Origin of the sequence: Paenibacillus sp., assembly GCF_048976745.1 — a bacterium.
GTDB lineage: Bacteria > Bacillota > Bacilli > Paenibacillales > Paenibacillaceae > Paenibacillus.
Map to the genome: position 1 here is coordinate 252856 of NZ_JBHGUU010000023.1, position 16662 is coordinate 269517.

A 16662-nucleotide genomic window follows, 5' to 3' on the forward strand; every position below is an offset into this window, starting at 1 on the left:
GCGCTGCATGAACGAAGCCGTGCTGGTCATAGAGGATGAGCCCAAAATAGCGCGTCTGCTTGAACTGGAATTACAGTATGAGGGATATCAGGTAGGCAAGGCGGGGAGTGGAACAGAAGGACTGGAGAAGTATGGGGAAGGTCAGTGGGATCTGATTCTGCTTGATGTGATGCTGCCTGGTCTGAGTGGCATTGAAGTGTTGCGCCGAGTTCGGGCCAAGGATGCTACAGTTCCGATTATTATGCTCACCGCCAAAGATTCCGTGGAAGACAAGGTATCCGGCCTGGATCTCGGAGCCAATGACTACATCACCAAGCCGTTCCAGATTGAAGAGTTGCTTGCCAGAGTTCGGGCTGCATTGCGGCTTAATGCCGCGTCATCTGTGGTTTCTTCCGCTTCTTCATCTACACCTGCTGATCCAGGCAATGACTCGTCTGGGCATAAGAATGAAGCTGAGGTGGGCTGGTTGACCGCTGCCGGGCTGAAACTGAATGAAGGAACGCGAGAGGTATTCCGAGATGGCGTGTCTATTGAACTTACTCCACGTGAGTTCGATCTGTTGGTGTATCTGCTGCAGAATCAACGTCAGGTGCTTAGTCGTGACCAGATTGTACAGGCTGTGTGGGGATACGACTATTATGGAGATACCAATGTGGTGGATGTGTATATCCGTTATGTGCGCAAAAAGGTGGATAACGGATTCACACCGCCCTTAATACATACTGTACGGGGCGTAGGATACGTCCTGAAGGAACAGTCATGAGCCTGCGCAGTAAAATCTACGGATATTCGTCTGTATTATTTGCTGTGCTGTTAATCGCGGTGAACCTGTCGGTCTACATCGTGTTTGAACGGATGTCGATAGATAACGAGGTTAATCGGGTAGAAGCGGAAGCAGAGTCTATTGTCAAAGGAGTGCGTCAGTCTGCCGGCTCCATTCCGCCGGATGACTTGCTGCGCGCCTACGCGCCTGTGAACGGCATGCTTCGGATCGTTAATGAAGACGGCACCAGTTCCCCGGTGACAACAACAGCAGCTTCCGATCAGCTGAGCAAGCTGCCCTATAAGTACGAAAGTGAGAAGAAATCGGAGTATACCCAAGTTGAACAGATTGGTTACGTGTGGGTATCAGTCCCGGTCATCTGGCCTGATGGTGAGGTAGTGAATGTACAGGTCACCGAGAGCATTGCCGAGACGGAGAATCGTCTGTCTGTACTTCGTACCGTGCTTGTGGCAGTCACAATTATTGCTCTCATCCCAGCGATTATCTCCAGCCGGATTCTGGCGAATCGGATGACCAGACCGATTCAGCAGATGACACGCACAATGAGTGACATTCAGTCCAGCGGCCAATTCAAGCGTCTTCCACTGGAGGAAGGGTCGAAGGATGAACTGAAAACGATGGGACAGACGTTTAACCGGATGATGGATCTGCTTGAATCCAACTTTGAACGACAGGAGCGATTCGTATCCGATGCATCTCATGAACTCAAAACACCGCTGACCATTATTGAAAGTTATGCCAGTCTGCTACAACGGCGAGGAAAAGAGCGGCCTGAGGTATTCGATGAAGCGGTGGAAGCGATTCTGTCCGAATCGGTTCGCATGCGAGAGATGACCGAGCAACTGCTATTGCTCGCGAAGCAGCCAGAGCAGTGGAATGTTCAGCTGGAGCGTGTGGATATCACGAGACTGGTGACGGACTCCACACGTGCGTTTCGCGAAGCCTATCACCGTGAAGTCCGGTGTGAAGATCCAGGTCCAATCTGGGCGATCAGCGATGAGAGCAAGCTGAAGCAGCTGTTGTTTATTTTGCTGGATAATGCCCGGAAGTATAGTGAAGATGCCATTGAAGTCAGACTGGAAGCCGAGGGGCAAGCGTGCCGAATTCGGATCGTGGATACCGGGATTGGCATGCGGGAGGATGAGCTGGAGAAGGTATTTGATCGATTCTACCGCGTTGATCCGGCCAGAACACGCAGCTTAGGCGCAAGTGGCTCAGGTCTGGGATTGTCGCTTGCCAAAGAACTGGCAGGTGCAGTTGGGGCACGAATCGAACTGACCAGTACCGAGGGTGAAGGCACCGAGGCTTCAATTATTTTGCCATTATCGGTTCAGAACGGGCCGCTCTCATGAAATTCTCATTCTTCTCTTATATACTATATAAACTGAACTAAAGATTGTTCACACTGACACTGCGATGACAGAACAACCTTCCAATCGCTGTTATCCCCAGATTTTTTTGATTCCCTGTTCTCAAGGGGGAAATCCGGGGATAGCGTATGCTTCCGATGTAGCTTTCTTTCAGAAAGCTTTTAGGCGAACGCTTCGCTTTTTCAGGTTTTTTCTGTCCTCTCCGTTACTGTGTAAAAGATTAGTTCATTTTATGTAGTAGCATTGGAAACTAAACTCAGACCGAATATATAACAGATGAACTCGGGCTATGGGGAGAGCTATAAGGGGGAAACGTGATGACAGATCATGAGCAGCGACCACCGGAGATGAAACGGCATGAACAAGGTAACAGTGGATGGGCGAAATCGCGAAGATCACTTTGGTGGGGTTCAGGGCTTCTCATTATGCTGATTGTGGCAGCTGTTGTTTGGTGGAAGCCGTGGCAATCGACGGGTGTAGTACTTACCGCAGATGCGGCAGCCCAATCCGTACTGGATCAATATCCAGGAGAGATTGTGAATTCCACGTTGAAGGACGGGACGTATATCATGCAGCTCCGCTCGGAGACCGGACTGTATGATGTGCAGGTGGATGCCGTCACGGCTACCGTGAATTCCATCAAACGGCTGGAGTCGAACCCACAAGCGGAAGAGAAGACGTTATGGAGCCGCGAGCAGATCAAGACGGCGTTGTTAAAACAACAAACGGATAACCAACTGGTCTCGCTTGAACTTGTCGAGCAGCAAGGCAGTCCGGTATACACCGCGGTTGTGAAGGCGAAGGATAACAGCCGTGAAGAACTCACGATTGACCCATATACGGGAGAGACGATATCTTCCAAAACAATCGCAGCGCCGACAACTGAACCACCAAAGGATGATCCCAAGCCTCAGTTTCTAAGCGAGAAACAAGCCAAGCAGAAGGCACTTGCAGAGGTCCCGGGGGAAGTGGACGACATTGAACTGCGTGGAACCAACAGCGGGAATCCGTATTATCTGGTGGAAATTGATCTGGAGGATGGCCGGGAGGCTATTGTGCAGGTGAATGCCATCTCGGGAGCCATTCGTTCCGTAACCTGGGATGAAGACGAGGATTAACTTTTGCTATGGAAAGAGAGCGATTGAATATAAATTTAACTCGTTGGACAGATGATTCCTAATGTGGAGTCATCTTTTTCATTTGTTTTAAATACATGTTTTTGAATACATACATTATGAACAACAGTTAAAGTTAAATGAGCATTCTCCTCATTTTCTCATCAAATTCTAATCTAACTCTCGCTGATCTCTCATTCCTGCAGGTTATTCTATAGATGTAGACGAGAACGAGAACAACAAACGAGGAGATGAATGATGATGATGAACAAACATAAACTATGGATTGGCAGCTTGTCAGCAGCGGTATTACTTGGTGGATCGGCCGTAGCGGCTAGCGGAAATGTGAACGGACAATCGGTGCAAACGACACCATCGTCAACAACACAATCCGTAACACAGAATCAGAACAGCACAGGCAAAATGCTGAATGCATCCCAAGCAAAAGCGTTGGCCTTGAAAGCGGCGGATGGTAAAGTGGATGACGTCGATCTGGAGCGTAGAAACGGCCAAACGTTCTATGAAGTTGAGATCGATCGAAAGGGCAAAAATGATGTTGTCGTTCGTTTGGATGCGTACACAGGCAAAATCCTGGCAGTTGTGGATGATGAAGACTACGATGATGACGATGATTATGAAGGTGCTGTAACAGGCAATACATCTAACAACTCTGTTTCCAAGCAAGTCAAATTAACGGCATCCCAAGCTTCAAACATTGCGTTGAAACAAGTTACGGGTGGTAAAGTAACCAAAGTTGAGCTGGATCATGATGATGGTCGCTATGTGTATGAGATCGAACTGAGAACCGCTCAAGGTGAAGCGGATGTAGATATCGATGCCAACACGGGTAAAGTGTTATCGTTCGACCAGGATTTTGACGACCAAGATTGAGTAATAAAGGCGAGTATACACCGATAAAACATCATATAAAAAATCTGCCTGTGAGAACAGCCGCACACAGCGAGAGACTGTTACATCATGGAGGCAGGGCAGGTAGAGCAGAGGACGCTTCGGGGGAAGCGTCTTTTTTGCTGTCAATGAAGAGAGTGTGAGTATGAAAATGTACATCTTCCGCCGGATTGTTCACTATTCGAGCAGGAACGTGGCGGATACAATCGGAATCAAGGAGGTGAATGCCCAGCCAGTTTGACCATGAATTTTAATGCTAAAATGCATCATCGATCGGAGGCAGATGAGACATATCGATTTTAATTTATGTAAGCGCTTCACAAAAAAATATGGAGGTGCATTACGATATGGCTATGAACGATGGATGGTTGAAAAAGAATACACATTCACCCCGCTTTAGCCGCCGCTTAAGTTATTTGCTTGTGTTGGTTTTGGCGTTGCAATCATTAGGCATGTTGCTCGCACCCGGACCCAATGCTTCAGCTGCTCCGCTCAGTGTAACGAACGGGGTACAGTTCAAGGATACCAATGGCAATATCGTTCATGCCCATGGGGGCGGTATGATTAAGGCAGACGGGTATTATTACTGGTTCGGGGAGAATCGTAATCCGAATGGAACGTTCAAGGCGGTATCGGTGTATCGTTCAGCGGATCTGAAGAACTGGGAGTATCGCAATGATGTGCTCACCAGCAGCTCGGCAACGGAGCTAAATATCTCCAACATTGAACGCCCGAAGGTTATCTACAACAGTGCTACCGGCAAATATGTACTTTGGATGCACAAGGAGAATGGTCTGGATTATGGCGAGGCCCGAGTGGCCGTAGCTACTTCGAATACGGTTGATGGGAACTACACGTATGTGGGCAGTTATCGTCCACTTGGATATGATTCCAGAGATATGACGGTGTACAACGATAACGGAACCGCTTATCTGATCTCCGCGACCCGAGTGAATGCAGATCTGAATATATATAAGCTGACCCCGGATTTCCTGGGTGTGGAATCGCTTGTCACAACACTGTGGCCCGGACAATATCGAGAAGCACCTGCTTTATTCAAAAAAGACGGCGTCTACTTCCTGATCACCTCGGGTGCCACCGGCTGGAATCCAAATCAGGCCAAATATGCGACAGCCTCCAGCATAACAGGCACATGGAGCGGCCTTAGCAACTTTGGAGACAGCACAACGTATGGTTCTCAATCCACCTATGTTGTTCCCGTAGAAGGTTCGCAGACGACCTCCTATCTCTACATGGGTGATCGCTGGGCTGGAGCGTGGAGCGGACCTGTGCAGGATTCCAAGTATGTCTGGTTGCCACTTTCATTCCCAAGCACAACCAGTCTGGCGATGAACTGGGCCAGCAGTATTACGATTGATACAGCAACAGGGATCGTGACCGGAGTGAATACACCGGATGTCTGGGACCCGAATGCTTCATATCAGCTGATCAGCCGTAAGAGTAACAAATTGCTGAATGTCATCGGGGGTTCTTCCGCCAACGGTGCGGATGTGGAGCAGCGAACAGATGGGGGAACAACGAGTCAACAGTGGCAGATTACCGATGCGGGTGGCGGCTATGTCAAAATCATCAACCGTTCCAGCGGTAAGTTAATCGGTGTAGAGAATGGTTCCACGACCGATGGGGCTGTCATTGAACAGTGGAATGACGGGGGTTGGGCCAGCCAGCAATGGCAGCTCATCCATGTAGGCGGTGGTTATTATAAACTGAAAAACCGCAGTACTGGAAAGGTCTTGGACATCTCTGGTCAATCCTTGGCAGATGGGGCTGCGGCCATCCAGTGGACGGATAATGGCGGTACGAATCAGCATTTTCAGATTGTTAAGGTGCCGTAAGACTTTTTAGATATTACCAAATAAGGTTCCAAATACCGAAAAAGTTATAGATAAAGCTACGAATAAAGCTACAGATAAAGCCCTTGTCACTTACCTTAAGGTGGGATAGGGGCTTTGTGCTGTGTTCACGCTTGTTACGTGATGCTCTTACTCGAAAGGGAAAACCAGATGAGGGCTCACTTCGTGATGTATTTCCGATCATTATCATCCCAAACTGTGGTAAACTAGTAGAATTGTAGAAAAAATAGAGACAGGAGCTGGATAACGAAGTGAGTGAACAACAAGTGCTTTCAATTGAAAGCTTGCGTATGAGATACAACGGACGTTATGTGCTGAATGGCATCGATCTGGAAGTGAATCGCGGTGAGATGATTGGATATATTGGTCCCAACGGGGCCGGCAAGAGTACAACGGTTAAGATTTTACTCGGGCTGGTTGAAGGATATGTAGGTACGGTGCGAATCTTTGGTAAAGATATTGCGGATGGGGATGTGGAGTATAAACGCAGAATCGGCTATGTTCCAGAGGTCGCGGAATTGTACGAACAATTAACGCCTGCGGAATATCTGACTTTTACGGGAGAATTGTATGGCATGTCCTATGAGGATGCGGATTATAAAGCGAGGCTGTTAATGGATTGTTTTGGACTCGAAAAATCATATCATGCCCGCATTGCCTCCTTCTCCAAAGGTATGCGTCAGAAAGTATTGCTGATCTCGGCGCTGCTTCATGACCCGGAACTGCTGTTCCTGGATGAACCTCTCAGCGGACTGGATGCCAATAGTGTGATGGTGGTCAAAGAGATTTTATCGCAGTTGTCAGCCAAAGGTACAACCATCTTTTACTCGTCCCACATCATGGATGTGGTAGAGAAGATCAGCAGTCGAATTGTACTCATCGCTGAAGGACGTGTCGTGGCTGATGGGACGTTCAAGCAGCTCCAACAGCAGTCCATGGAAGGGACGCTGGAGGAAGTATTTAATCAATTGACAGGCTTCAATGAGCATATAGCCATTGCTGAGCGATTTGTATCGATTGTGCAGGAGGTGTACTGATATGGAGAAATCCTCCGACTTCCGCACACTCAAGATTCTGGATCGCTTTCGTCCGATCATCGCCAGAACAGGAGCTGATTATGATGTGCTGCGCCTGATTTTGCGGGTGAAATTTCAGATGGATCAACGCAGAGTACCTACCATCTTGTCCAACAATTCAGGGAAAAAAGAGCGCAAGGAAGGCAATCAGTTTCTTCGTTCCCTGTGGATGTATGGATTAATGGGACTGATGATGGTCCCCTTCATTGTCTGGGATACGGGGCATTTCATGCTTCAGATGGGCCTTGTGTTTGGCATCTTAATGTTTATGATCATGACGTCCATGATCTCGGATTTTTCATCCGTACTGCTGGACATTCGGGATCGTAATATCATTATGACCAAGCCTGTTAATGCACGAACGGTAGGTATGGCCCGAGCCATTCATGCAGGCGTATATCTGCTGCTGTTGACGGGTTCTTTAACTGGCATACCGTTAATTGCTGCGTTGGTGACGCACGGGGTGTTATTCTTTTTGATCTTCCTCGTGGATCTGATTCTGATCAATATGCTGATTCTGGTGACAACGTCCCTGATCTATCTGTTCATGATGAAGTTTCTGGATGGTGAGAAGCTGAAGGATATGATCAATATGGTACAGATCCTGCTTTCCGTGGGGATTGCGATCGGTTATCAGCTGGTGATTCGTTCGTTCAGCATTATTGATTTTGGGATGGTATTTACCCCGGCTTGGTGGCAGCTGCTGCTGCCTCCGTTATGGTATGCGGCTGTCTATGAATGGTTATTCGCGGGCGGTGGGAATGTGTGGATCTATACGTTCACAGCACTGGCAGTCTTGGTTCCGGTGGTAAGTCTGATCATATATGTGAAGCTTATGCCTTCCTTTGAGTTGTATTTGGAAAAAATGGCACATTCGGGTCAGTCCTCCGGACGCAGACGTGGAAGATGGGATCGGTTGATCTCCAAGGTGGTCAGTCGTTCCAGAGAGGAGCAAGCTTGCTTCCGTTTGTCAGCCAGCATGATGCGCAATGAACGGGAATTCAAACTGAAGGTGTATCCATCGCTTGGTTTATCATTTGTTTTGCCTTATATATTTTGGTTTACCCAATTGCAATCCTCCACCTGGGCGGAGTTCAGGCAAAGTTCGTTTGTATACACCTTTTATATCGTGCTGATGCTGGTTGTTACGGTTGTGGTTATGCTGAAATTTTCAGGGCAATACAAGGCGTTCTGGACCTTTCGGGCTGCACCGATGGCAAATGATAGCGCGTTATACAAAGGCGCTCTGAAGGCGTTCTTGTGCAATATGTTCCTGCCTATATTTCTGGCAAATGCCGTTCTGTTTACCTGGACATTCGGATTACGGATACTGCCAGATATTGCGATCATCTTGTTGACGGCGACCGCGCTTGTCCCGCTGGCAGGCAAGTTATTGCTGCGTAAGCCGCCGTTCTCCCAATCCTTCAGTATGGCGCAGCAAAGTGATGGCTGGTATGTATTTGCCGCCCTCCCTGTGCTTGCCATGTTATGGGGAGTCCATGTCTTTTTCCGTTCCGTGTCAGGGGGCGTGTGGATCTATGGTGCGCTACTGATTGTGGCGAATGTGTTGTTATGGACGCTGCTGTTTCGGGAGAAGAAGACAGCAGGTGAGAGGTCGGTTGCGGTTTGAGAATAGAGTACTATAGAAAGAGAGTAAGAGAGTAAGAGCGCTAGACAATAAGAGAGGGTAAAAGAGCTAACCTGGACGCTGCTGTCGGGCTTAGCTCTTTTTGATAGGTGATGCTACAAACTAGGCACAATAGCTTCTCTGTGATTCGTTAGATATTAGATTCATGCTAACAGGGGCAAATAACGTGTATCAGGTTCGTTAAAATGAAGTGGAGCAGTGGAGGCTCTCAGGAGGGAGAACCCTATTTTTTATAGCCTAATCGAAGGATGGATTCCGCTAACCGATCGGCAGCATCGGCTGTGGAGATCGCAGATTGCGCAGCTTCTGCGTATACTTTGCTTAGTGTGCCTGCAATCCCCGCCACCTTTTGGCGGATCAGGTCAGGCCCGGCGCCTTCCAGCTCGTAGGCGGTGGAGATGATTCCGCCTGCGCCCAGCACATAATCAGGTGCGTACAGAATGCCGCGCGCCTGCATGCGGCCTGCAACCAGCTGTCGTTCACTCAGCTGGTTGTTGGCCGCCCCGGCAACGATGGAGCAGCGCAGCTCCTCCACCGTTGCCGGGGTCAGTACGCCCCCTAGGGCACAGGGGGCGAAGACCTTGCAGTCAGCGGCGTGGATATGGGCCGGATCGGCCGGAATGGCGCCGCTGAACTGCACAAGGGCACGTTGTACACGCTCCGGTACAACGTCTGCCACAATGAGCCGTGCCCCGGCTGCATGCAGGTAACGGCACAGGGCATACCCGACCTTGCCCAGTCCCTGGACTGCAACGGGAATGCCCTGCAAAGATGCAATGCCTTGCTGGCGCAGCGAGGTCACAATGCCGATGTGTACACCGTAGGCGGTCATCTCGGCAGTGAAGTCATCCTGCGCCCCAAGTGAACCGGTGGTGTCCGTCACATGTGCAGTCTCCAGTCGGATCTGGTCCATGTCTGTCGCCGTGGTACCCAGATCAAGACCGGTCACGTACCGCCCGTTCAGCCGCTCCAGACAACGTCCCAGTGCGCGAAAGCGCTGCGCCCGCCTGGATGCGTCTGTATCCGGGTTCCTATCTACATGATGCGATACTTCCTCAGCGACAACTTCCCGTTCCGCGCCAGCGGCCTTTCGTTGCTCTACCCCTGGATCTCCAGCGACCGGATCACCACTAACAGACCCGTAACCTTCCTCATCCGGTGCTGCATTCTTTGCAAAAGGTAAATCCCATATGACCACTTTCCCGCCGCCATAGGGCAGTCCGGAGACTGCATTTTTGTACGTCATGCCTCTGGCAAGCTTCATTGCGTCCCGAACAGCCTCTTCCTCGGATGCATACGTCCAGTAGCGGCATCCACCAAGCGCAGGTCCAAGGGCTGTGTTATGAATGGCAATGATCGCCCTCAATCCGCTATGCGCATCATGGCAAAAAATGAGTTCCTCCATGCCTTCCCGCTCCATCTCCTGCCATAGCTGCATGACGGTACCCCCCCTTTTTTTGTTTTGACCCATCCATCCTGTATTCTGTACGATCGTAGTCAGCGTTATGATGATACAGCATATTCACAGGCACCGGTTTTCGACCCTGGGACCTCCGCCGGGTTGATAATCGGTACAAACGGTTCTATAATGGCAGTTCCGGTATGCCAGAGAGCAGAGAATGCCTACGGATTTACACCTAACCGTTTAGAACGAGGGTATAAAGTCCAATGATGGAGATAGAGCGAACGTACAGGCAACGTAGATGAAACAAACTCGTCGAGTAGATGCAGCAAAGGGCCGATTCCGTTGTGAGGGCCAGGAAAGAGGGATTACGATTGTTTAAAATATTGGTATTTATCTTTTTGATCCAGATTGTGTACGTATCGGCTTATACACTCCGGATGATTCTGACACTCAAAGGACAGAAATATATCGCTGCACTGATCAGCATGGGTGAGATTGTGATCTATGTGCTCGGTCTGAATCTGGTGCTCAAATATCTGACTCAGCCTTCAGCCTTAATCGTCTATGCGGTCGGTTACGGACTTGGTGTGTTACTCGGAGCCTGGATTGAAGAGAAGATTGCACTCGGTTACGTTACCGTTAAAGTCATCTGTAACCAGATGGGTGGCAACGTTGCGAATGCCCTGCGGGATAAGGGCTACGGCGTTACCGCGTGGGTGGGCAGTGGACGTGACGGGGATCGGCTGGTGATGGAGATTCTGGCAAAACGCAAAAACCAGAAATTGCTCTATCAGACAATTCTCGATCTGGACCCCAAAGCATTTGTCATTACCGTAGAGCCCAAACAGTTCCATGGCGGCTTCTGGACACGTTCCATCAAAAAGTAAAATCGAGCAGGTCTGCAGCAGATGCAGTCCTGCTTTTTTAGTTTCATTTTATCCGACACCTCCTGGTTACCTCCATGTATCCCTGCAACCTTACTCCCCAAGTTAAGTCTGTACGATTCAAGGTTACTTCCAGTACAATCCCTCACCACATCAGCACTTCTTCCTGAATGTGAGATAGGGATTATTGTTGTAATCGCTTTCGACATTTACATTGAGAACATGTCCTTCGTAACCCGGCATGGCAGCGATGGACGGATGTAATCATTATAAATCGGGAGGAATGGAATCGATGAAAACGACATTTCGAAGCTGGTGCAGTACAGCCTTGGCTATAACGTTGGGACTAACATTATTGTCCGGACCGGCAAGTGTGCAGGCAGCGGGTAACGCAGACTACAATCTCACAGGCTTCTCCCAAGGTAACGCGGGCGGCGGGATCATCAGCGAATCGAACACAGCCACGTATAAGAAAGTGTATAATGCGACTGATCTGGCGCTGGCTCTGAAAAAGAACTCCGGTGTCAAAGTTGTTGAGATCATGAACGATCTGAATCTGGGATGGAATGAAATTCCGAGCGCAGCGCAGACTTCTCCTTTTGCCAAGCATAATGATGCACTGACACATCCCGTATTGAAGCAGACAGGTGTCAGCAAGCTCACGATTGATGGTTTCAATGGACTCACCATTTTCTCCGCCAACGGCTCCAAAATAAAACACGCTGCGATCAGCGTAAAACGAAGCTCCAACGTGATCATCCGCAACCTGGAATTTGATGAGTTATGGGAATGGGATGAATCCACCAAAGGTGATTACGACAAGAATGACTGGGATTACATCACCCTGGAGGAGAACAGCAACGTATGGATTGATCACTGCACATTTAATAAAGCCTATGACGGACTCGTCGATTCGAAAAAAGGAACCAGCGGCGTGACCATCTCCTGGTCCCTCTTCAAAGGGGATGACGGTAGCTCGAACAGCTGGGTTACCCAGCAGATTAATGAGTTGGAAGCAAACAAGGCTTCCTATCCCATGTATAACTATCTGCGCAGCAGTGCCGTAGGTCTTAGCAAAGCCGATATTATCGCCATCTCTGGACCACAAAAGAAAGGGCATCTGGTCGGTTCGACCAGCCTGGAATCGGCTAACGCCAACCTGTCCATGACGCTCCACCATAACTTGTACAAGGATATTCAGGACCGGATGCCACGCCTGCGTGGAGGTAACGCACATGCATACAACATCGTGATGGACGCAACAGGGGCACGTGCCGCTAAGGCCAAAATTACAACGGCGATGGCAACAGCGATTGCGTCCAAAGGTTATAAGTTCGATATCATTGGCAATGGGGCGATCTCTACGGAGAGCGGAGCTGTATTGGTTGAAAAATCAGTCATTAAGGACGTGCTGTATCCTGTTCGTAACAATCAGACCGATCCGGCAGACCCAACCTATACCGGCAAAATCAGAGTGACCGATACGATGTATTCTTTGGATGGCAGCTCCTTCCGGGGCAGCAGTGATACGTCCGGCAGTCCGCTGGCGCCAATCCCGGCCGTGGTAAAATCGTTCTCCTGGAACGGCTTCTCAACACTTCCTTACAGCTATACCACAGATGATCCATCCACGTTGAATGCACGCCTCACGGCTTCCAATGGCGCGGGTTCAGGTAAACTGACCTGGTCCAAGGACAATTGGTTGAAGACGAGTTATTAAGTATCCGTGTAATCCGGTTTTGGGGCAGAGGGAGTACCCTTTACCGTTTGTATTTCCGTAACGATTCCGGGTTCCAGTTAAGAGGGCTTTCGGTTATAACAAAGAGTGCTCCTGCAGCCTTGATGGCCGGGAGCACTCTTTTTATCCATTCAATGATCAATTGGGCACAGAACCTACCGAGTCACGATAGATGATATTACCTTTCACATGTACACGGCCGAAACTGCGGTTTGGGTTGTCGACCTTTTTGAGCATCGACTGGACCGCCGTCCGCGCCATCTGTTCCACATCCACTTCAACGGTTGTCAGCTTGGGATCGGAGAGCATGGCATAGATATCATTATCAAAACCAACAACAGAGCATTGGCCAGGTACCTGAATATCCATGGAAGTCAGTTTCTGGACGAGCAGATGAGCGACCTGATCACAGTTGCATACAAAGGCCGTTGGCAGCTGCTCCGGCAGATCAATCTCAATAAACGTACCTCGTTCATCCCGATCATTCAGAACCAGATCCGGATTCATCGGCAACCGATGTTCCAGCAAGGATTTGTAATACCCGAGGAATCGGTCCTGAATGCTGCTCGTGGAATACAGGTTCCCTACATAGGCAATGTTGCGGTGGCCCTGCTGAACCAGAACGTTCGTCAGCTCATAGGCAGCGTAGAAGTTATCGGTAACAACGGAATCAATGTCCGAATGTTCATCGTAGAAGTCGAGAAACATTTTGGGAACTTCCATCGATCGCACCAGTTCAATATACTCTTTGCTGATCTGTCCGAGCACGATGAAACCATCGACCTTGTTGTCGCTGTACAGCTTGGGCAGTGTTAATTCCTCTTCATCCTCCACATTCAGAATATGTAGAATACCGTAGTAGCCCTGTTCCTCCAGATGTTTCGTAATGCGCTGGAACACGCGTACATAGAACGACTGCGTAGGTCCGGTAAAACGCTCCGGGATAATTACACCAATATTATGGGTTAAGCCTTCCTTCATCGAACGGGCAGCGGCATTATACCTATAGCCCATTTGGGCAGCAAGCACTTTAATTTTTTCCTTTAATTCGCCACTCACGCCATCTTTATCATTCAATGCTTTCGAGACGGTCACACTGCTGACCCCGAGCCTGTCGGCGATATCCCGCATGGTGATATTGTTCTTCAGTATGGTCGCCTCCTTCAAGCCGGTATGGGCACAATGTGCTGTCATTATGATGAGTGCTTTCCTCCAACATAATAACAATCCATATCAGTATACATCGTTACCCACTTGGAATAAAGGCATTCGGGCTGTTGTTTGGCTAATTTTCAGCACATTGCAGGTTTCCCTGGGAGAACGCTCTACCGATGTTACGTTAATTGTTTCTGGAGAAGCTTCTCATTCTGTTCAATCAGCTGACCCCGCTGGCTGGCACAGTCCAGGGAACGATACGGATCGGACGGTGTATTAAACGTATAATCGACCAGTTTCTCCAGGGTGGTTGTTGCCACATGACAGCGGGTATCACTGGATGCGTAATAGATAAAGACTTCTTCCTTCTCATTGACCACAGCACCGTTGCAGAAAATAACATTGGACACATCGCCTACACGCTCGTCGTCATAAGGGGCGATGAAGTGGCCGCCCGGCTTGGCAATTACGCGCGCGGGATCATTCAGATCCGTTGCGAAAGTGTATAACACATAACGCAGTCCTGCTGCGGTGTTCCGAACCCCGTGAGCAATGTGAATCCAGCCACGATCCGTCTTGAGCGGAGCAGGGCCCTGACCGTTTTTGACTTCGTAAACCGTATGATATTGCCGTTCATCAATAACTGTCTCTTCATGAATGACCGGGTTCAAGATATCCTCACACAGACCAAAGGCGATACCGCCGCCGCTGCCAGTCGAGATGAATCCGTCCTGTGGACGGGTGTAGAAGGCATACTTTCCATCCACAAATTCCGGGTGTAATACGACATTGCGCTGTTGAGGGGAATTCGTTGTGATGTTGGGCAACCGTTCCCAGCTTGTGAGATCTCGTGTCCGAACCAGTCCTGCCTGTGCCACTGCGCTGGATGTATCAAATGCCGGAGCCTCCGGGTCTTTGCGTTCCGAGCAATAGATGCCATAGATCCAGCCGTCTTCATGTTGAACGAGGCGCATGTCATACTGATTGGTTTCATCCGCATCGATATCATCCCAGACCAATGGTTTACCCGTGAAACGGAACCCGTCAATTCCATTGTCACTCTCCGCAAGCGCAAAGATCGATTTACGATCCAATCCTTCCGTACGAATGACCATGATGTATTTGCCATTAAAATAGATGGCACCCGGATTCAACGTTGCATTAATGCCCAGGCGTTCCATAAAATGCGGGTTGGTTGTCTCATCCAGATCGAATCTCCAATGCAGCGGCACATGATGGCGAGTGATTACCGGATATTGATACCGATCATATACGCCATTGTAGAAGGAAGAATTGATCTTATTGGGGCGAGTAAGCAACTGCTCCTGTTTCTCCAGTAACTCCTTGTATTTCGGGTGTATCATTCTGATCCCATCCTCTCGATTAGTTCAATACAGAATCTGCTATTGTGATACGGGCATTTCCACGGTCCGGCAATTTCGCTCTGATCCGGTGTGCCGTTCTCGTCAACCGACCAGTACCATTCTCCGCCAGCGCGCTGGTCAATGATGTTTTCTTGCGTATAGGTCCACAGGCGTTTCACTCTGTCCAGAAACAATGGGTCACCTGTGCGCTGATATGCGTTATAGAAGCCAACCATCGCCTCCGCCTGAACCCACCAAATTCGCTTCTCATCGATATGTTCACCTTCTTGTTCATTTAGGAGGGAACCATCGGCATTCACGGCGACATTGGAGATGTTATAGGCAATGTCCGTTACCATCGCCGCATACTCCGGATGTTGTTCCATCCCGAGAACTTTCAGAGCTTCGTCAATCAGCCAGCTGGCTTCAATGTCATGTCCGAACGAGCGCAGGTCAATGATGGATTCCCACTGTTTGTTGAAAAATACCCCGAGAAACTTGGTGTCTTGGTCATACACCTGTTCATATAGAATTCCGAGCAGGCGCTCCAGCGCCGCCTTCACTTGTTGATCCGGCCACACGCGATAGAGCGTGGTGTAGGCCTCTAACACATGGATATGCGTATTCATGGTGTAATCCGCAATCACCCCGTTTTCACTCAGCATTTCATTGGGCTGTTCCTTCCATGTACGATCAAATTGTTCCTTGTATGCAGGTCGTTCGGCATCCAGACCTCTGTCCTCGATGAGAGCAAAAAGCGTTTTCGCAAGTTCCAATGCAGAAGCATCACCAGTCGCACGATAGTATTCACTGAGGGAATACACGCCAAATGATTGCGTATACACATGTTTGCTCGTGTCCAGCGCTTCACCTCTGTAATCTACCATCCAGTACATACCGCCATGTTCAGTATCCATCACATGATCTGCGAGAAAACGATAGGCGTGCTCCGCGTGATCGCGCCATCTTTCGTTTCCGGTAACCCGATACGCTGCTGCAAAAGACCAGAGTTGCCGTGCCGTGGCGATCCCGCCTTTGGGTGCCTGTGGATTCACCTGAAGATCATTGCCCACCCAGCCGTAGAACCCACCGTGGGTTGTATCCATGAGGTTGGACCAGAAGGGTAAAATCTGCATCTCCCAATGCGCTTTAATCTCAGCTTGGAGTTGGGGTGTTTTTGTATTCATAAGTGAGCGCTCCTTCAACGTGTTACATAAATCTTAATATATAAATTGAACTAAAGAATATTTACACTGGCCACTCCGATGACAGAATAACCTTCCGATCGCTGTTATCCCCAGATTTTCTTGATTCCCTTTTTCAAAGGTGAAATTCCGGTG

General features: G+C 49.2%; 13 protein-coding genes. 9 read left to right on the plus strand and 4 right to left on the minus strand.

Annotated features, from left to right (window positions below; all coding sequences use genetic code 11):
• The first annotated feature begins 7 nt into the window (after positions 1-7).
• The 7 genes from ACE3K2_RS25565 to ACE3K2_RS25595 all read left to right on the plus strand — a co-directional run bounded on the left by ACE3K2_RS25565 (position 8) and on the right by ACE3K2_RS25595 (position 8758).
• Positions 8-763: a response regulator transcription factor gene (locus ACE3K2_RS25565; RefSeq protein ID WP_421896671.1), complete on the plus strand. Its 756-nt coding sequence runs from the start codon at positions 8-10 to the stop codon at positions 761-763.
• Positions 760-2136, plus strand: a complete 1377-nt coding sequence (locus tag ACE3K2_RS25570; RefSeq protein ID WP_421896674.1) for an ATP-binding protein — start codon at positions 760-762, stop codon at positions 2134-2136. The genes ACE3K2_RS25565 and ACE3K2_RS25570 overlap by 4 nt, the downstream gene beginning before the upstream one ends.
• Positions 2137-2471: 335 nt before the next feature.
• Positions 2472-3272 carry a PepSY domain-containing protein gene (locus tag ACE3K2_RS25575; protein ID WP_421896677.1) on the plus strand — a complete coding sequence of 267 codons (801 nt, stop codon included), beginning with the start codon at positions 2472-2474 and terminating at the stop codon, positions 3270-3272.
• Between the two features lie 258 nt (positions 3273-3530).
• Complete coding sequence (locus ACE3K2_RS25580) at positions 3531-4160, plus strand: PepSY domain-containing protein (protein WP_421896680.1); 630 nt, start codon at positions 3531-3533, stop codon at positions 4158-4160.
• Positions 4161-4525: 365 nt separating this feature from the next.
• Positions 4526-6034, plus strand: coding sequence for an RICIN domain-containing protein (locus tag ACE3K2_RS25585; protein WP_421896683.1), 1509 nt, complete (start codon positions 4526-4528; stop codon positions 6032-6034).
• 269 nt (positions 6035-6303) lie between these two features.
• Positions 6304-7089 carry an ABC transporter ATP-binding protein gene (locus ACE3K2_RS25590; protein ID WP_421896686.1) on the plus strand — a complete coding sequence of 262 codons (786 nt, stop codon included), beginning with the start codon at positions 6304-6306 and terminating at the stop codon, positions 7087-7089.
• A 1-nt stretch (position 7090) separates the two neighbouring features.
• On the plus strand, positions 7091-8758 hold the full coding sequence (locus tag ACE3K2_RS25595; protein ID WP_421896688.1) for a hypothetical protein: 1668 nt from the start codon (positions 7091-7093) through the stop codon (positions 8756-8758).
• 241 nt (positions 8759-8999) lie between these two features.
• Here the strand turns inward: ACE3K2_RS25595 and ACE3K2_RS25600 are convergent, their stop codons facing one another.
• Positions 9000-10214, minus strand: a complete 1215-nt coding sequence (locus tag ACE3K2_RS25600; protein ID WP_421896691.1) for a Leu/Phe/Val dehydrogenase — start codon at positions 10212-10214, stop codon at positions 9000-9002.
• Between the two features lie 338 nt (positions 10215-10552).
• Between ACE3K2_RS25600 and ACE3K2_RS25605 the strand changes: the two genes are divergently transcribed.
• Together ACE3K2_RS25605 and ACE3K2_RS25610 are read left to right on the plus strand one after the other, a co-directional pair.
• Positions 10553-11068 carry a DUF2179 domain-containing protein gene (locus ACE3K2_RS25605; RefSeq protein ID WP_062836740.1) on the plus strand — a complete coding sequence of 172 codons (516 nt, stop codon included), beginning with the start codon at positions 10553-10555 and terminating at the stop codon, positions 11066-11068.
• A gap of 289 nt (positions 11069-11357) precedes the next feature.
• Positions 11358-12785, plus strand: coding sequence for a hypothetical protein (locus tag ACE3K2_RS25610; protein ID WP_421896695.1), 1428 nt, complete (start codon positions 11358-11360; stop codon positions 12783-12785).
• 156 nt (positions 12786-12941) lie between these two features.
• On the opposite strand, the gene ACE3K2_RS25615 is transcribed toward ACE3K2_RS25610, so the two are convergent.
• The 3 genes from ACE3K2_RS25615 to ACE3K2_RS25625 form a co-directional block, all read right to left on the minus strand.
• Positions 12942-13997, minus strand: a complete 1056-nt coding sequence (locus tag ACE3K2_RS25615; protein WP_421896698.1) for a substrate-binding domain-containing protein — start codon at positions 13995-13997, stop codon at positions 12942-12944.
• 140 nt (positions 13998-14137) lie between these two features.
• The gene (locus ACE3K2_RS25620) at positions 14138-15322 is read right to left on the minus strand and encodes a glycosidase (RefSeq protein WP_421896701.1); all 1185 of its coding nucleotides are present in this window, start codon (positions 15320-15322) and stop codon (positions 14138-14140) included.
• Positions 15319-16509 carry an AGE family epimerase/isomerase gene (locus ACE3K2_RS25625; protein ID WP_421896704.1) on the minus strand — a complete coding sequence of 397 codons (1191 nt, stop codon included), beginning with the start codon at positions 16507-16509 and terminating at the stop codon, positions 15319-15321. Before ACE3K2_RS25625 ends, ACE3K2_RS25620 begins: the two co-directional genes overlap by 4 nt.
• Positions 16510-16662 lie beyond the last annotated feature (153 nt).

Coding starts and splice junctions, on each gene's coding strand:
- ACE3K2_RS25565 (WP_421896671.1), top strand. CDS start 8: ATGAACGAAGCCGTGCTGGTCATAGAGGATGAGCCCAAAATAGCGCGT.
- ACE3K2_RS25570 (WP_421896674.1), top strand. CDS start 760: ATGAGCCTGCGCAGTAAAATCTACGGATATTCGTCTGTATTATTTGCT.
- ACE3K2_RS25575 (WP_421896677.1), top strand. CDS start 2,472: ATGACAGATCATGAGCAGCGACCACCGGAGATGAAACGGCATGAACAA.
- ACE3K2_RS25580 (WP_421896680.1), top strand. CDS start 3,531: ATGATGAACAAACATAAACTATGGATTGGCAGCTTGTCAGCAGCGGTA.
- ACE3K2_RS25585 (WP_421896683.1), top strand. CDS start 4,526: ATGGCTATGAACGATGGATGGTTGAAAAAGAATACACATTCACCCCGC.
- ACE3K2_RS25595 (WP_421896688.1), top strand. CDS start 7,091: ATGGAGAAATCCTCCGACTTCCGCACACTCAAGATTCTGGATCGCTTT.
- ACE3K2_RS25600 (WP_421896691.1), bottom strand. CDS start 10,214: ATGCAGCTATGGCAGGAGATGGAGCGGGAAGGCATGGAGGAACTCATT.
- ACE3K2_RS25610 (WP_421896695.1), top strand. CDS start 11,358: ATGAAAACGACATTTCGAAGCTGGTGCAGTACAGCCTTGGCTATAACG.
- ACE3K2_RS25615 (WP_421896698.1), bottom strand. CDS start 13,997: ATGACAGCACATTGTGCCCATACCGGCTTGAAGGAGGCGACCATACTG.
- ACE3K2_RS25620 (WP_421896701.1), bottom strand. CDS start 15,322: ATGATACACCCGAAATACAAGGAGTTACTGGAGAAACAGGAGCAGTTG.
- ACE3K2_RS25625 (WP_421896704.1), bottom strand. CDS start 16,509: ATGAATACAAAAACACCCCAACTCCAAGCTGAGATTAAAGCGCATTGG.